Below are 14,861 nucleotides of genomic sequence, written 5' to 3' on the forward strand. Positions count from 1 at the left end.
AAGTGTTTTTGACTAATTGTTACTTTGTCTGAAAGACAGTTATAAAAATAGTGGTGGAAAGTGGTGTTATTAGATATAAATGATATAATGCTCAGTTTCAAATGAATAATCTTGGTTGGAAATCTCCTGAAAGAAGTCTACTCCATATTGATTCACATAAGAAATTGGATTCCATACTCTTTCTTGTAAACCACTGGGATATAGAACGTTCTCAAGCATTGAGAATTCATCTAGCTCCTTTTGATATTGTTCCTCTAGCGAACGAATAATTTTTTTCTCTAAAAACTCAATTTCACGTATTAAATTTTGCAAATTCTTTCCAGCTAGATCACTAATATCAGAACGAATTTGTGCAGCTATATTTCGTAAAGGCTCATGGACCTTTGTAATGTTTTCTTTTACCTCTGTAACAGTTTCTTCTATAGGTGGATTCATCTTATCTCTAAACCACGTATTACGTATCGAGCTTACCTTACCATTAATTGCTGAATCAGATGTAATTTGGTACTTTTCCATGATTTTCGCTACTTTACGATCCACGTATGTAAACGATAATCTAGGTACTACTGGAGGCATTTTTATGTTCAATGCATGAAAGGCTGGCTTTAGTACAGACCAATAACTAATCTCACCTGGTCCCCCGATAAAGGCTAACGTAGGTAAAAGCAGCTCTTGCATAAGTGGGCGAGTAACTACATTATTGCTTAATTTCTCTGGGGTTTGTTTAGCAATTGTTACTAATTCTTCATTTGATAAAATTACTTCCCTTTGTTTACCTACCCAGTTACCTTCTTGGTTCCTAGTTAATAACACTCTTTCATGTTCTTTATGATAAAAAAGGTTTCCATTTTCTAATGAAACATCGAGAGAAATAGAATAACCCTTAGCTCTCAATTTTTCTAAAGAATTATATACGCCGTTATTAATTTCGGATTGATTCTTAATGATATCTACAAAAAAATCACTTTCTAGCTTTCTGACGTGTTTATTTCCAGAATCGACCAGTACAAGGCCATCATCAGGAAACAATTGGAATGTTAACCTAGCGAAAAAGTCTACATAGGAAGTTGATTTCTGAAGGCAATGCAAGATAGTCTCACGAAGTTCCCTTGTATGTTTTGTTTCAGGTAGTTGTTCAACTACTAAATCAACCAATTGGGCTACTTCAGACCGTTCCAATTCAACATCTGAAATAGACCGTTTATCAATTACTCGTTGGCTAACTTTGTATTTTTTCATAGTAGATTGTTTCTCTAGAAATATATGATTTATTTCGTCAAAATCATGATCCTCACCTGCAATCCAAAATACAGGTACAACCGGAACACCAAGGTTTTCTTCCTGTTTTCTTGCCATCTGAATAATCGATATCACTTTATTTACGGAATACAACGGACCTGTTAAAACACCAGCCTGTTGTCCTCCAACAATCACAACGCTCTCCTCTTCTTTTAACCGTTCAATATTATTAAAAGTAGTTTCTGGCGCATCCCATTCTTGGTTTAACAAGCGTAAAACGTCTGTAAGTTGCTGCCGTTTATATGTTCGTTTGTTTATTTCTTTTAGTCGATTTGCATAAATCCCTGGGTCCGAGTATCCATAATCAAAGTGTCCCATTATCATTTCACTATTATCTCGATAATCACGTACTAATTTATTTTGATTTTCTATATGTATGGATTCAATTCTCATTCATTATGTACTCCTTTAGAGTTTTTAAGTCTATTCGTATTGTACAAGAAAGCTATTATTTTTTCATGTTTCCTGATTTTATTTTAGTAATATCCTCATACTAGAATATTTCTGACAATTCCATAAATGGAAAGGACTAGATAAAACAGGAAAAATAGTAAAAAAGAGAAACGCCATAATAGCTTGGTTGCCTTAGAATAATCAATCTCTGTATTTTTTTTCCATTGTACAATAATTAGGACCGTTAGAATACACAAGATTAAAATAAGAATATATCCAATAAAAGACTCCTGAAATAGATAAGAAAGTAACACATTTACTGAAATAATATAAAGCAATGTTGTCCAATTAATCGCTTTGTGAAATGCTTTAATCGGATTATGAAGTGCGTATTTTAACACGTAATACAAAAGAACAGTTACTAGTATAGGTAACGTCAGTAAAGAAGCAAGTACATATAATATAATTTCAAACATTGACTATTAGTTCCCCTTTTAACACAACCTTTTATTCATTTCTTAATTGTAACAAAATAATAATAGTTTGTGCGTATTCACAGGATTTTAATTTAATATTTCTTTGTTTATGTTATTAACTTCAGAATTGTATTATAATAAATAATAGTATACTTAAAACTGACTATTTCTTTTGACACGAAGGGGGCTATTAGGGTGAAGGAAGTAAAAGTAGAAAAACTATTGATCAACTATAAAACACTAGAAGAGTTCAAACGTTTTAAAGAATATGGTCACCAGGAATTATCCATGTTGGAGGATTTACAATCGAATATCGTAGAAAATGATAGTGAATCGCCTTTTTACGGGGTTTACTATGGCGGTTCCCTTATCGCTAGAATGAGCTTATATAAAGTAGATAAGAAGTATGACCAATACTTTGAACCACAACATGATTATTTAGAGTTATGGAAGTTAGAAGTATTACCACACTATCGTGGAAAAGGTTACGGTAAGTCACTAGTAGACTATGCAAAAGGTTATAATCTACCGATCAAGACAAATCCAAGAGTAAACTCACATGGCTTTTGGGAAAGGATGAAATTTCAAAAAGCAACGTACGAAATGGAAAGGGATTTTGGACAAAATCCATTAATCTGGCTCCCTGAGGGTATTTCTGAGAGAAATACCCAATAAAAATGTAAGTTCTGCTAACTAAACAAAAGAGGCTATCAAACGAACGATAGGCCTCTTTTTCATGGAGTTTTATCATATAATAGCACATTAGGTGATTTTAGTTTTTATCCTTAATCCACTTCCAGAGGTTACCCATTTCTTCCCAAGCATTTTCATACCGTTGAAGTTGTGTTTTCAACTTTTTATTTTCTTCTTCTAATTTTTTTAACAGTTTCTCTTGTTCTTTTTTAGCCAAATCCTGATGCTCCGCAAAATTTGATTTCATTTTTTCAAGTAGCATGATAGCGGACTCTATCGTATGCTTCTCATGATCAAGCTTTAAGTCATCAGTATTCCAAACTAGCTTTCTTCCACCTTGTTTACGTTCTTCTTTTGCTCGTTGTATTTCCTCTTGATATTCTTTGCGAATAGTTGCATTCCACCTGAATCCACAAGCTGCAGATGTTCTAGACAATTGCTTTGCTACTTCTTTAAAGGCTTCAAGCTGTGTTTTTCCTTCCCGAATATAACGAAGCACTGTTTCTGCTAATAGAATATCTTCATCATCAGTCCAGGCATCTTGCCTTGTTGCATTCATAACATCACTCCTTATCTCTTTGCTATCAATGTATGCACAAAGTAGGAGTGATAGAATAACCTTTCTCACAAATTTTCAAATTTATACTTTATACTAGCTTCGATTCAAAAACGCTGATACGGCTTCCTTATGTTCTTCTGAATCCCAAAGTGACGCACAATAACGTACTTCTTTCTCCATTCTTTTCTTCAAGCCTATTACACCTATTTCCTCTAAATAAAGTTCCTTTAGTATTTTCATCTGTTTATAAGATTTGCTTGTATAAGCTTTTAATAGATTGTCCCTATCATCCCACTGACTATCTGTTACAACACGGTGGACCCAGCCTTTTAACGCTAGATCATCCGCGTTATACACTGTCCCCTCCATAATCCATTGGTTAGCAAAGCTAGGAGCTACTCTCTTGGCTAATAACACACCTCCACCCCATCCAGGAATAATACCTAATTTCGTTTGCACAAATCCAAATTTAGTTCCATGTTTAGCAATACGAATATCGCATGCCGAAGCAAGTTCGCAGCCACCTCCTGTAGCACCTCCATTTAAAAGGGCAATGGTAGGTACAGGAAAAACTGCCAATTGATATAAAACTTCCATCATGATTAGTAGAATTTCTTCCGCCTCATTTGGAGAAAGTTCACCATGTAAATCATTTAAATCTCCACCCGAGCAAAACATTCGCTCCCCTGTACTAGTTACAATTAAAAATTTTAAAGGGTCCTTTTTTGCCAATTCGATACAATGTAAGAATTTAGTTGTCATTTCTTTTGAAATTGCATGACGTTTCTCAGCACGGTTTAATGTAATAATACCAAACTGCTGCTCCTTATTATATTGGTAATGAATTTGTTCGTCCAAATCAATTCCCCCTTACCTATATATATTTCTTTATGTATAAAAAAACAGATCACATACGAGGAGTGATCTGTTTTTTTGCTATTCTTGTATTAGTTGCTAACAACTTCTTTTCCATTATAATGCCCACAAGATTTACATACATGGTGTGGCTTTGCTAATTCTCCACAATTTGAACATTCTACCATGCCAGGCACGTGTAATTTGAAATGAGTACGACGTTGTCTCTTAACTTTTTTAGAAGTTCTTTGTTTAGGTACTGCCATGACTTACACCTCCTTCAAATACGAAAGCAAAAACAATCAATATAATCTCTTATTTTTCTTTCTCGATATCTTTGAATAATGACTCCAGTTTTTGAAAACGTGGATCAATTTTCATTTCTTTTGGTTTTTCGGAAAGTACTTCCCAGTCATTGCCTTTCTGAATTACATTCATAGAATCCGCTTCATCAGAAAAAACTCGGAAAGGAACCTCCAATAAAATATTTTCCTTTATATACGGCATTAAGTCAAGCACTTCTCCATGAATTGGATGAATTTCTGCATCATCATCGCCACCGTAATAAGGTGAGGAAGAAAAAATTTCCTCTGCTTCAATATGGAAAGAATACGGAACATCTACTAAAGTTCGAGCACAAGGTAAAGTCATTTCACCTGTAATTTTGAACTTAAAGAAGAATTGTTCACCTTGCATCGTACATAAACCTTGAACATCTACTGGATTAATCTTTCGAATGTCATTGTTCATGGTTTCCAACTCGGAAACATCCACTTTCCCAGAGAAATGGAAAGGCTTGTTAAAAGCATCTTTCTTTAATTGTGCTAATGTAAATTTCATTTATTTCACCTCTAGGCAACAAGAGTAATTTTAAAAGGAAAATGTACTTTTGTCAATATATTTTCTTTACACCATAATAAATTTTATCTTATCTGTAGCATTCCCTGTCCCTTTTTTCTATAATCAACCATAATAGGAAAATATTAAACAGTAAAGTTCTGAGGTGTATTTATGAATGCTTGTGGTTTGATTGTAGAATACAACCCTTTTCACAATGGTCATGCCTACCATATTAGTAAAGCAAAATCGAAAACAGCTGCCGACTGTATGATAGCTGTTATGAGTGGATCCTTTCTCCAAAGAGGAGAACCTGCAGTAATCGATAAATTCCATCGAGCAAGAGCTGCACTTCATTCAGGTATAGACATTGTAGTGGAGTTGCCTTATGTCTACGCTGTACAAAGTAGCCACCTATTTGCTAAAGGTTCTGTACTAACTTTACATGAACTTGGAGTTAATAGTATATGTTTTGGCAGTGAATCTGGTAATATTCAAGATTTCATCCATGGATATGAAAGATATATGAATAATAAAACCCTCTATCAGGATTCACTGAAACATTGGCTAAAAGCAGGAAAATCTTATCCGAATGCAGGTAAATTAGCTTATGAGGCAATTGGATTAACGAATGGTGAAATGGATTTATCTAAACCGAATAACATACTTGGGTTTAGTTATGTAAAAACAATCCTAGACAATGAGTTGGCGATAGAACCGGTGACAATTAAGCGAAAAAATAGTGATTATCATGATACGGAAATAACAGGTTCCATTGCAAGTGCGACGAGTATTCGAAAGCAACTCTTAGAACATAAAATGAACATACAGGAATTGGACCACACGATGCCGAACGCAACTATCAACGAGCTACAAAACTATCAGGAGAGAGCAACTACTCTTCATCATTGGGAAAGTTATTTTCCACTTTTACATTACCGCGTTTTGACTATGAAAATGGAAGATTTAGCATCCATTCACGGCGTTGAAGAAGGTCTGGAATATCGTATTAAAAAGACCGCCAAAGATGCTACTTCCTTTTATAATTGGGTTGGTGCAATCAAAACGAAGCGCTATACATGGACTAGAATACAACGCGTATTTGTTAACTTATTAACAAATACAACCAAACAAGATATTGAAAGTCTAACATATTCTAAGTCTGTTCCTTATGTAAGGCTTCTAGGAATGACTGAAAAAGGACAAGAATATATTAACTCAAGAAAAAAAGAAATGGAAATCCCTATTTACTCAAAACTCTCGGGTAACTTACATCCGTTGCTTGAATTAGAGGAAAGAGCTACAGATGCTTATTATAGTATTTTGCCAACAGTGAATAGATATACACTTAAGAAACAAGAACTTAAAGGGCCTGTAAGAATCTCATAATTATAAAAACGGGACACCCCAATAGGGATGTCCCGCTCATGTTCTGATAAGCTTTATTTCAATTCTTCTTCCAAATATCTTACAGCATCCTCAAAAGTATCAACAGGGACAATCACCATGTCTGTTCCAATTTCTTCAGCCTTTTTCTTTGCAACCTCGTAATTGGAGTTTCCTCCTCTTCCACCTTCATATGGTGCGAAAAACACATCGATATTTTCTCGATCTGCAGCTACTACCTTCTTATCGATACCACCTATTCTACCGACATTACCTTCATAATCGATTTCTCCTGTTCCAGCAATTTGATACCCTTTCGTCAGGTCACCACTGGTAAGTTGATCATAAATCTCTAGCGAGAACATTAATCCTGCACTAGGTCCACCAATATTACCACTAGAAAACGATAATGGAGGGTTTACTTCTACTTCACGATCTGTAACAAGAGTGATACCAATCCCTATCCGCTGGGTTTCTTCATCAATAATTCCTAATGTAATCTGTTTGCTGATTTCCTCATTATTACGTATAAGCTTAATATCGACTGTGTCCCCATTCTTTTTCTGCTCTATATATGAAATTAAATCAGCTGATTCTTTAATTTCTTCCCCATCAATTCCAATGATTCTGTCACCCATTTCCAATATTTCATCTGCAGGTAATTCATGGGCAACACTTACCACATATACACCGTCATATTGAATTGTTATTTCTTTCTTAGCAGCCGTATAGGCAACTACAGTAGATGCTTCTTGGGAGCTCTCCATCATTTGTAATTGTAAATGAAAGTATTCATCATCAGATAATCCTTCAGGCCTAACATCTTTGATATCCATAATCTGATGGTGTGGTAATAGCTTTGCTAATACATATTGAATCGGAGTAGCTTGACCACCCCTCACGGTAACAAGGTGAAAATCTCCTTTACTCTTGTCAGCATTTTCTACCTCGACAATCGGATTTAATGCATCTGCTCCACCAGGTTTTTGAATATAATAAGGTAAATCATATGTAGATAAAAAAAACGCAATTATTACCGCGGCAAACAGCGATATTACTTGTCCTTTTGAAAACTTCATTCGTAGACCCCTTTCAAACTCCATAGCAGGCCATTATGATACCTACATTATAAGATTATCTCTATTGAGTAAAAGTGTATGGCATATTCGGGCATTGTATGTGCGTATATTGGTATAGATAATTAAAACTTGTCCGAATCAAAAGCGATGTATTATATCCTAATAACAGACTAATTTTATTTTACTACTATCAAAAAAATAAGTACAGTCAAGCAACTAGGCTAGGAGGCAGTCATTTGAAGCAAATACTAAAAACATTTATATTCTCGTCTTTCACAATCTTCTTCGCATTTACGTTAATTAAATTTCCTAGTGACGCTTTGGAAGCAAGCATTCGTGGGCTTGATATGTGGTGGGAAGTCGTCTTCCCGTCACTATTGCCCTTCTTTATAACAGCAGAATTATTATTAAGTTTTGGTGTTGTTAGGTTTTTAGGAATTATGTTCGAGCCTATTATGCGTCCGTTATTTAACGTTCCAGGAGTTGGTAGTTTTGCTTGGATAATGGGAATGGTGAGTGGGTATCCAACTGGAGCAAAGATTTCAGTTAGATTAAAAGAACAAAAGCAAATTACACAAGTTGAAGCTGAACGATTGGTTGCTTTCACGAATTCCTCAAGTCCTTTGTTTATTTTTGGTGCCATTTCTGCTGGTTTTTTTCATGATGTTAAATTAGGGGTTCTATTAGCAACAAGTCACTATGTAGGAAACGCGCTAACAGGTATCTGCATGCGGTTTTATGGACGAAATAGGGATAAGTACGTAAAAAAGGAAAATCGCAACATATCGCTTAAACGCGCATTTCTAGCGATGCATGAAACTAGAATGTCGGACAAGCGTCCAATTGGAGAAGTAATGGGAGATGCTGTAATCAACTCCATTAAGACCCTAGTTATGGTTGGAGGATTTATCATCCTATTTTCAGTATTGAATAAAATGTTATTCTTAATAGGGATTACACCTCTGATTGCTATTTTATTCCAAGGTCTGCTCCAATTATTTTTCTTGCCTATTGAACTGGCACTTCCATTTATTTCTGGACTATTTGAAATAACGTTAGGTGCTAACATGATATCTAAAGAGAATGTTGATCCCTTTTTAGCTAGTGTGATCATTGTAAGCTTCATACTAGGCTTCAATGGTTTTTCTATTCAAGCACAAGTAGCAAGCATTATCTCTAAAAGCAACATACGTTTCTATCCATATTTCATTGCTAGAATATTGCACGGTTTCATTGCTAGTATTCTTGCTATATTACTTTATAAACCACTTTACTTGGACAAAATAGAAACGAACATGGAGGATATGCCCGTATTAAATCCAGCTTTGGACAATAAGTGGCTAAACATATTAGCCTTATTAGAACAAATTGGACCAATCATTACTATTGGTGCCTTTGGAGTAGCTGCTATCATTCTATATCGCCGGGTGAATAATGAAAGATAAACAAAAGCTGTCTTCTGGGATTAAAACCAGATAGACAGCCTTTTTTATCGAAGTTGCTTAAATTTACTCTTCAATGCCTCTGCAACTACTACTGGGACTAAATCCGTTACATCAGCCTTGTATTTAGCGACTTCTTTTACAATGCTCGAACTTAGGAAGGAGTATTGATTATTCGTCATCATAAATAATGTTTCAATTTTGGAATCTAATTTTCGATTCATAGCAGTAATCTGCATTTCATATTCAAAATCACTTACCGCACGTAGTCCCCTTAAAATAACTTGTGCATTTTTTTCCTCTGCATAATCAATTAATAATCCGTCATTAGAATCAACCTTTACATTAGGAAGGTGTTTCGTGGACTCTCTAATAAGTTCCATTCTCTCTTCAACGGAGAATAATGGCGATTTAGATTGATTATTAAAAACTGCTACAATGACTTCATTAAATACTTTTGAACCTCTTTCAATAATATCCAAGTGCCCAAAAGTGATTGGGTCAAAACTCCCCGGACAAATTGCTAGTTTAGTCATACATGCACCCCTCTGTTGAAATAGTATTACGTTAATTCTTTTGATAGATTGTAATCCCTATTGTTCCACCATAGTGAGTCTGCTTTATTATAGAGAATTTATCATTTGAATCTGGTAATGTGTCTTTTATATCATGCTCACAATAAATGATTCCAGCTGAGCTTATTAATTGCTCTTTTTCTATTACTTCTAATAAATCAGTATAACTAATTTTAGTATAAGGAGGATCCAAGAAGATTAGGTCGAATTTCAATTTTCTTTTTCCAGCTGCAGATAATGCACGGTAAGCATCAGCTCGAAACACTTCAACTTGCCCCTCGAGTTTCAAGGTAGAAATATTTTCACGAATGGTCTGAATGGCTTTAGGATGCTTATCTACAAAAACACACTTGTCCATACCACGACTTAAAGCCTCAATTCCTAATGAACCGCTTCCAGCAAATAAATCTAAAGCATGTCCACCTTGAAAATATGGGCCTAACACCTGAAAAACCGCTTCCTTTACTTTATCTGTGGTTGGTCTAGTGTCATTTCCAGGGACTGATTTAAGTTGTCTTCCTTTATGTATACCAGCTATTACACGCATATTGTTCACCTCTGTTACTCACTCGTTACCATCCTACCATAAAGAAAAAGGATATAAAATAAAAAAATTCTTTTTCGAAAAAAATGATCGAGATGTATATAATTTTGGGCTTTGTACATAATAGCTTAATGGAACAGCTAATGCGTAGCTTGGTTGTTTCAAAACACGGAGAAGACTTACACTTCCCCATAAGTTCTCCTCCGGTTTCTCCTCTCCCTTTGCCTTTTTGTTTTCTAGCAAGGAAACAAAGGGACCTGCAGAATTTATTTCTGCAGGTTTTTTTATTATGTGTACAATCCACGGCATTAAACACCAATAAATTATACAAAAAAACCTCTCGAGTTACCGAGAGGTTTTATATTCCCATTTTATAATCGTATTGTTTTGCCTTGTCTGGTTTTGCATTTTCATATTCTGTACGGATAAATGGTTTATAAGAACGATCCACTTTTGAAACAAACGGGTACTTCAATAATTTCTTTTCAATTTCTTCTAAATTAGACTGATCGACATACATAACTGCATACTTCAGCCTTTTTGATGTATAAAGGATGTTTCCTATACGTTTTAATTGTTTTATATTTTTGGTATGTTGATACCAGACAATAATACCTTGTCTTTTCGTTCTCATGAAAAATCCTCACAATTCCCATCGTTTTGAAATAGTTTACCAGACTAAGGACTGAATAGCAATGGTTTACGGTTAAGAAGCTTTACATCCACAGCTTCCACCACTACCACATCCGCAACCACTATCGGACAATGCAGCTCCATCTTTTGGAACTTTAATCTGATCACTAACACTAAATGCAATATATTGACTAATCTCATCTAATAAACTTTGAAATTGTCTTTCAGCAATTTTATATGCTGCAACTTTATCATTTAAGTCCATGGCACGTTTTCTTGTGCGGACGAGTTTCATAATCTCAGAGTAATCTGGATGATATCTACCAAACCTCTGTACATCCTCATATTGGTCTTTAACAGCATTAAAATCTTTAATTAACTGTTGTGCTTCTATATCATTGTATAAAGCATTTCTCGCTACTTCATATGCTTCATAAACATCAGAATCCATAACCATCTTCCCTAGTATTTCAGATCGATCTAATATATCGACATATTCTAAGGTAGCTATCATATCAATTCACCTCCACCAATAGTTTATCATTTTTCCTTCAAAAATGAAAAACAATTAATCTTTCATCATTTCAGCGAATTGCAAAAGCATACCAACCATCTGAACATTCTGATTTACCTTTTCTAGCTTTTGGGACAGCGTTTTTCCATAAAATCGTTTTGCTTCTTGCTCAATTTCTGAGATTCTAGAGGGATCTCTCGTCAAATATCGGTACCATATAGGGTTGTATCGTATGAAATTTTTTAAGTCTGGCCTCGACTCTAAAAAGTGGCTTAATTCCTTATTCATAATTATCCCTAATCCCTAAACCAGTTAAAAGAATTTTCGTTTGAACGTGGTCCTTTTTTGGTTCCTTGGTACTGATCTAACAATTCTTGAATTGTTCCAATAGTGCCACTTAATTGGTGGACTTGCTTTTGAACTTTATCAATATCCATTTTCTCTGCATACTTTAAAAGTTGAGCAAATAATTCTGCTTTGTTATCGTCCTTACTTTCTTCATTAAGAGATTCCTCTTTATAATCTTCCCAAAAATCATCGTCCTCACCTAGTAGTATCCATTTTTCATATAGCTCTTGCCACGTTCTTCCCGTCTTTCTTATTTCTTTTCGTAGTTTAGGATGTCTGTTAATAAATTCTCGAAACTCACTAACCTTTGGATGTAAATGTTCATTTGTCATAACTATCACCCCATTATTTAACCCTTCTATTCTGTCATTATGAAGTTACGATATTTTATGCTAAACGTATCGTTCTGTGCATTCAGCCTATTTTAAACTGGGAGTTGTACTCTCTTCTAAAACACAATTAGGCTGGGACATAACTAAATCAAAGGAATGTAAATACGAACAATCACCATATTAGCCCCTGAAATATACGGAGACTCCTGTGGGAAGATAGGCATCGGTGAGACCCCGCAAGAGCGATAGCTCTGAGGAGGCTCACCAGCCGCCCACGGAAAGCGTAGTATATTTCAGGGGAGGGTTATGTGCACTTATAATAATGTTCGGTTTTACCTTTGATAGAATTACTTTTGTCCCAGCCTCATTAAAAGGGTTTAGTTAAGAAGTTTTGGGTATAGTAAAGCCTATATACCCCGACTCCTAAGTGTGTATAATCATCGTGTAGTAAAGCTTCTCTATGCCCTTCACTATTTAGCCATCCCTCAACCGCTGCTGCAGCGTCTACATATTGAGCAGCGATATTCTCACCAGCAGCAAAATAGTATACATCCTTTTCCTCTAGCCGTTCTTTTAACCCTTCACCGTTCTGACTATAGTGAGAGAAATAATTATTTTTCGCCATATCCATACTATGTAAATACGCGACCTCACTCACTTTTTCTTCCCATGATAATGTACTCCTTTCGAAACTGTTACGTATTACATTTGTAATATCAAAAATCTGTTGTTCCATACCATATTCTACTTGCTTCCATTCTTTACTAGTCAAATTAGGGGGATCTGGTAACTTCCCTCGATACCTTAATCCATAAGGTTTCTGGGTAAGCAATATTTCACCCGTCAATAGACGAACGGAAGATAGTTTTTCAGTAAACGTATCAAAGTAGAGTTGTAAAAAAAGATTATCTGCCAACTTCACCAACGGACGCATTCTAAGGTCCTCTTCATCCAATATAAATGTATATGTAGAGATTCCCTTACTATAGGTAATTTCATCTGTTAATTCTAGTTTTTGTCCTACACTTTCTATGCTTTCTCCGATTGATAAAGGAGCAATAGAAATCTCATTTCCAGTCGCAAAAATTGTTTGAATCTCGTCATTCATGATACCAAATTGGATATATTGTGTTTGATCTTTTGTATAAACCCACCAAGTATATCCATAGCTACTTAGATCTTTCCGCTTAGGTTCTCCCAGCTCAGCTAACAAATCTTTACTATTATTTCCTATCCAATGGTATAATTCTCCTTCTAGCCTTAATTTTGATAGAATATTATTAGGTACTGATTTCTCAATAAAGCCCTCTTTCTTATGCGTTAATATATGACCAAAACTATCATTTGCTTCTTCTAGTTCTATATAATTCTTCTCCATAATATAAAATGTTATGGTTGCAATAAAGACAAATAGCACAAATCCTTTCATTAACCGCATATTACTCTATCTCCCTCTATTAATTCTTATAGTAATCTATATGCAATACTATTAAATCACATGCATAATTACTGAAAAAAATAGTAATATACAATATAAACCTAGTTTTAGTAAAAATAAAAACATGATAATATCTATTTATCAATTCGTTACAATTTAATGACGATTCGAATTTGATGTTATTTGAAAATCACCCATTTTCATTGCAAGTTCGTGTAAATAATACTATTATTAATTTAGTGAGCAAAAATGTGAGGTGTAAAAAATGAAATTGGAAAACTTAGGTATTGAAGATACAGTAATGGAACTAAAGCCATTGGATCGCTTAATGGGGAATCATGCATTTATTCGTGCTGGTCAATGGGATTATGAAAGAGTTACATATGATTATAAGATTGGTTCCAACGAAAAAAATATTACATATTATATCCGCATTCAAGGTTATGCTTTAGAAGGTGATGTTGACCGTGGAGATGCAGTTATTAAATTACTTCCTCCACTACTCGGCAAACACTACTACCCACATGGAGTAGAGTATGGTGAAGGAGAAAACTTCCCAGAAAACCTTGTAGAACGTGCAACTAAAATCCTAGAAAATGTAGGCAAAGAAATTAAAGATCTTACAGTTGAGTAACAAAAATAAAGAGGCTGGGACATAACTAGCCAAAAATAATTAAAAAATGGTTCCGATCATCGTTTTTAGATGATTGGAACCATTTTTATTAGGCTATTGTCATTGTTTTTTAGCTAACTCGCTTTAGAGGCGGTGTACTTCCTTAGATTCACCGCCATGAACGCAAATCCTAATTCATTTTCTACTTTGGATTTGCCCCTCACTGACATTCGAGTGAAGCGCAAATTAGCCTTCAAAAATCCGAAGACTGGCTCTACGTCAATTTTACGTTTCCCATAGATTTCACCAGTTTCTTGATTCGAAAGCTGCTCTCTTATGTATTCTTTTTGCTGTTCCCATTTCTCGTTGTAGAAAACTTTTCGATTGTTTCCATCCTTTGCTTTTGTACACAAGGAACGTAATGGACAACCAGAACAGTCTTCACATTCATAAACTTTGAACGTACGTGTAAAACCGTATTTGTCAGTTCGGGTGGAAGTGTATCGGAATGGTAGTTTTTTATTATTTGGACAAGTAAATGAATCCTCTTCTTCGCTATATTGCCAATTGGCTATGTTGAAAGGATCATTCTTAACTTTCTTTTTCTTCTCCGTTCGATATTGATTAAAGGTAACGAGCGGCGTGCGTTCTCGTTGATTCATGACATCCTCATAATTCTGTTCACTACCATAACCTGCATCAGCGACAATATATTTTGGCAACTTGAAAAAGCTTTTCTCAATCGTATCTAGAAAAGGAATGAACGTGCGTGTATCTGTTGGATTTGGAAATACATCATAGGCGAGGGCATACTGTCCTTCTGTCGCAAGCTGCACATTATAACC

19 protein-coding genes are annotated in these 14,861 nt (G+C 35.0%); 4 read left to right on the forward strand and 15 right to left on the reverse strand.

Features of this window, described 5'->3' with window-relative positions; all coding sequences use genetic code 11:
• Nucleotides 1-69: 69 nt before the first annotated feature.
• Nucleotides 70-1,692: a bacillithiol biosynthesis cysteine-adding enzyme BshC gene (bshC, locus tag TE34_RS09370; RefSeq protein WP_047984563.1), complete on the reverse strand. Its 1,623-nt coding sequence runs from the start codon at nucleotides 1,690-1,692 to the stop codon at nucleotides 70-72.
• Nucleotides 1,693-1,787: 95 nt separating this feature from the next.
• Entirely contained in the window at nucleotides 1,788-2,168 is a 381-nt protein-coding gene (locus TE34_RS09375; RefSeq protein ID WP_047984564.1) for a DUF3397 family protein, read from the reverse strand.
• A 195-nt stretch (nucleotides 2,169-2,363) separates the two neighbouring features.
• Between TE34_RS09375 and TE34_RS09380 the strand changes: the two genes are divergently transcribed.
• Nucleotides 2,364-2,843 (forward strand): N-acetyltransferase, encoded by a 480-nt coding sequence (locus TE34_RS09380; RefSeq protein WP_047984565.1) that lies wholly within the window; start codon nucleotides 2,364-2,366, stop codon nucleotides 2,841-2,843.
• Between the two features lie 97 nt (nucleotides 2,844-2,940).
• Here the strand turns inward: TE34_RS09380 and TE34_RS09385 are convergent, their stop codons facing one another.
• From TE34_RS09385 to TE34_RS09400, 4 genes are all read right to left on the reverse strand, one after another.
• Nucleotides 2,941-3,420, reverse strand: coding sequence for an RsfA family transcriptional regulator (locus TE34_RS09385; RefSeq protein WP_047984566.1), 480 nt, complete (start codon nucleotides 3,418-3,420; stop codon nucleotides 2,941-2,943).
• 93 nt (nucleotides 3,421-3,513) lie between these two features.
• Entirely contained in the window at nucleotides 3,514-4,278 is a 765-nt protein-coding gene (locus TE34_RS09390) for an enoyl-CoA hydratase/isomerase family protein (protein WP_047984567.1), read from the reverse strand.
• An 89-nt stretch (nucleotides 4,279-4,367) separates the two neighbouring features.
• The gene (gene rpmF / locus TE34_RS09395; RefSeq protein ID WP_047984568.1) at nucleotides 4,368-4,541 is read right to left on the reverse strand and encodes a 50S ribosomal protein L32; all 174 of its coding nucleotides are present in this window, start codon (nucleotides 4,539-4,541) and stop codon (nucleotides 4,368-4,370) included.
• 49 nt (nucleotides 4,542-4,590) lie between these two features.
• Nucleotides 4,591-5,115: a YceD family protein gene (locus TE34_RS09400; protein ID WP_047984569.1), complete on the reverse strand. Its 525-nt coding sequence runs from the start codon at nucleotides 5,113-5,115 to the stop codon at nucleotides 4,591-4,593.
• A 171-nt stretch (nucleotides 5,116-5,286) separates the two neighbouring features.
• Between TE34_RS09400 and TE34_RS09405 the strand changes: the two genes are divergently transcribed.
• Nucleotides 5,287-6,501: a nucleotidyltransferase gene (locus TE34_RS09405; RefSeq protein WP_047984570.1), complete on the forward strand. Its 1,215-nt coding sequence runs from the start codon at nucleotides 5,287-5,289 to the stop codon at nucleotides 6,499-6,501.
• Between the two features lie 53 nt (nucleotides 6,502-6,554).
• Here TE34_RS09405 and TE34_RS09410 read toward each other — a convergent pair whose 3' ends face one another.
• Entirely contained in the window at nucleotides 6,555-7,577 is a 1,023-nt protein-coding gene (locus TE34_RS09410; protein WP_047984571.1) for a SepM family pheromone-processing serine protease, read from the reverse strand.
• A gap of 236 nt (nucleotides 7,578-7,813) precedes the next feature.
• Between TE34_RS09410 and ylbJ the strand changes: the two genes are divergently transcribed.
• The gene (ylbJ, locus tag TE34_RS09415; protein WP_047984572.1) at nucleotides 7,814-9,022 is read left to right on the forward strand and encodes a sporulation integral membrane protein YlbJ; all 1,209 of its coding nucleotides are present in this window, start codon (nucleotides 7,814-7,816) and stop codon (nucleotides 9,020-9,022) included.
• Between the two features lie 44 nt (nucleotides 9,023-9,066).
• Here ylbJ and coaD read toward each other — a convergent pair whose 3' ends face one another.
• The 7 genes from coaD to TE34_RS09455 all read right to left on the reverse strand — a co-directional run bounded on the left by coaD (nucleotide 9,067) and on the right by TE34_RS09455 (nucleotide 13,403).
• On the reverse strand, nucleotides 9,067-9,555 hold the full coding sequence (gene coaD, locus TE34_RS09420; RefSeq protein WP_047984573.1) for a pantetheine-phosphate adenylyltransferase: 489 nt from the start codon (nucleotides 9,553-9,555) through the stop codon (nucleotides 9,067-9,069).
• 31 nt (nucleotides 9,556-9,586) lie between these two features.
• The gene (gene rsmD / locus TE34_RS09425) at nucleotides 9,587-10,141 is read right to left on the reverse strand and encodes a 16S rRNA (guanine(966)-N(2))-methyltransferase RsmD (RefSeq protein ID WP_047984574.1); all 555 of its coding nucleotides are present in this window, start codon (nucleotides 10,139-10,141) and stop codon (nucleotides 9,587-9,589) included.
• A 355-nt stretch (nucleotides 10,142-10,496) separates the two neighbouring features.
• Complete coding sequence (locus TE34_RS09435) at nucleotides 10,497-10,772, reverse strand: YlbG family protein (RefSeq protein ID WP_047984576.1); 276 nt, start codon at nucleotides 10,770-10,772, stop codon at nucleotides 10,497-10,499.
• Nucleotides 10,773-10,844: 72 nt separating this feature from the next.
• Nucleotides 10,845-11,285 (reverse strand): YlbF family regulator, encoded by a 441-nt coding sequence (locus TE34_RS09440; protein WP_047984577.1) that lies wholly within the window; start codon nucleotides 11,283-11,285, stop codon nucleotides 10,845-10,847.
• Nucleotides 11,286-11,339: 54 nt separating this feature from the next.
• The gene (locus TE34_RS09445; RefSeq protein WP_047984578.1) at nucleotides 11,340-11,573 is read right to left on the reverse strand and encodes a YlbE-like family protein; all 234 of its coding nucleotides are present in this window, start codon (nucleotides 11,571-11,573) and stop codon (nucleotides 11,340-11,342) included.
• Between the two features lie 8 nt (nucleotides 11,574-11,581).
• The gene (gene ylbD / locus TE34_RS09450; protein WP_047984579.1) at nucleotides 11,582-11,965 is read right to left on the reverse strand and encodes a YlbD family protein; all 384 of its coding nucleotides are present in this window, start codon (nucleotides 11,963-11,965) and stop codon (nucleotides 11,582-11,584) included.
• A gap of 367 nt (nucleotides 11,966-12,332) precedes the next feature.
• Nucleotides 12,333-13,403, reverse strand: coding sequence for a CAP domain-containing protein (locus tag TE34_RS09455; RefSeq protein ID WP_047984580.1), 1,071 nt, complete (start codon nucleotides 13,401-13,403; stop codon nucleotides 12,333-12,335).
• Between the two features lie 265 nt (nucleotides 13,404-13,668).
• Between TE34_RS09455 and TE34_RS09460 the strand changes: the two genes are divergently transcribed.
• Complete coding sequence (locus tag TE34_RS09460; protein ID WP_047984581.1) at nucleotides 13,669-14,037, forward strand: YugN family protein; 369 nt, start codon at nucleotides 13,669-13,671, stop codon at nucleotides 14,035-14,037.
• 113 nt (nucleotides 14,038-14,150) lie between these two features.
• Here TE34_RS09460 and TE34_RS09465 read toward each other — a convergent pair.
• Nucleotides 14,151-14,861 (reverse strand): transposase (locus tag TE34_RS09465; RefSeq protein ID WP_047983218.1); only part of this gene is annotated, 711 nt, incomplete at its 5' end.

The organism is Ornithinibacillus californiensis, from assembly GCF_001038485.1.
In the GTDB taxonomy this organism is placed as follows: domain Bacteria; phylum Bacillota; class Bacilli; order Bacillales; family Amphibacillaceae; genus Ornithinibacillus; species Ornithinibacillus californiensis.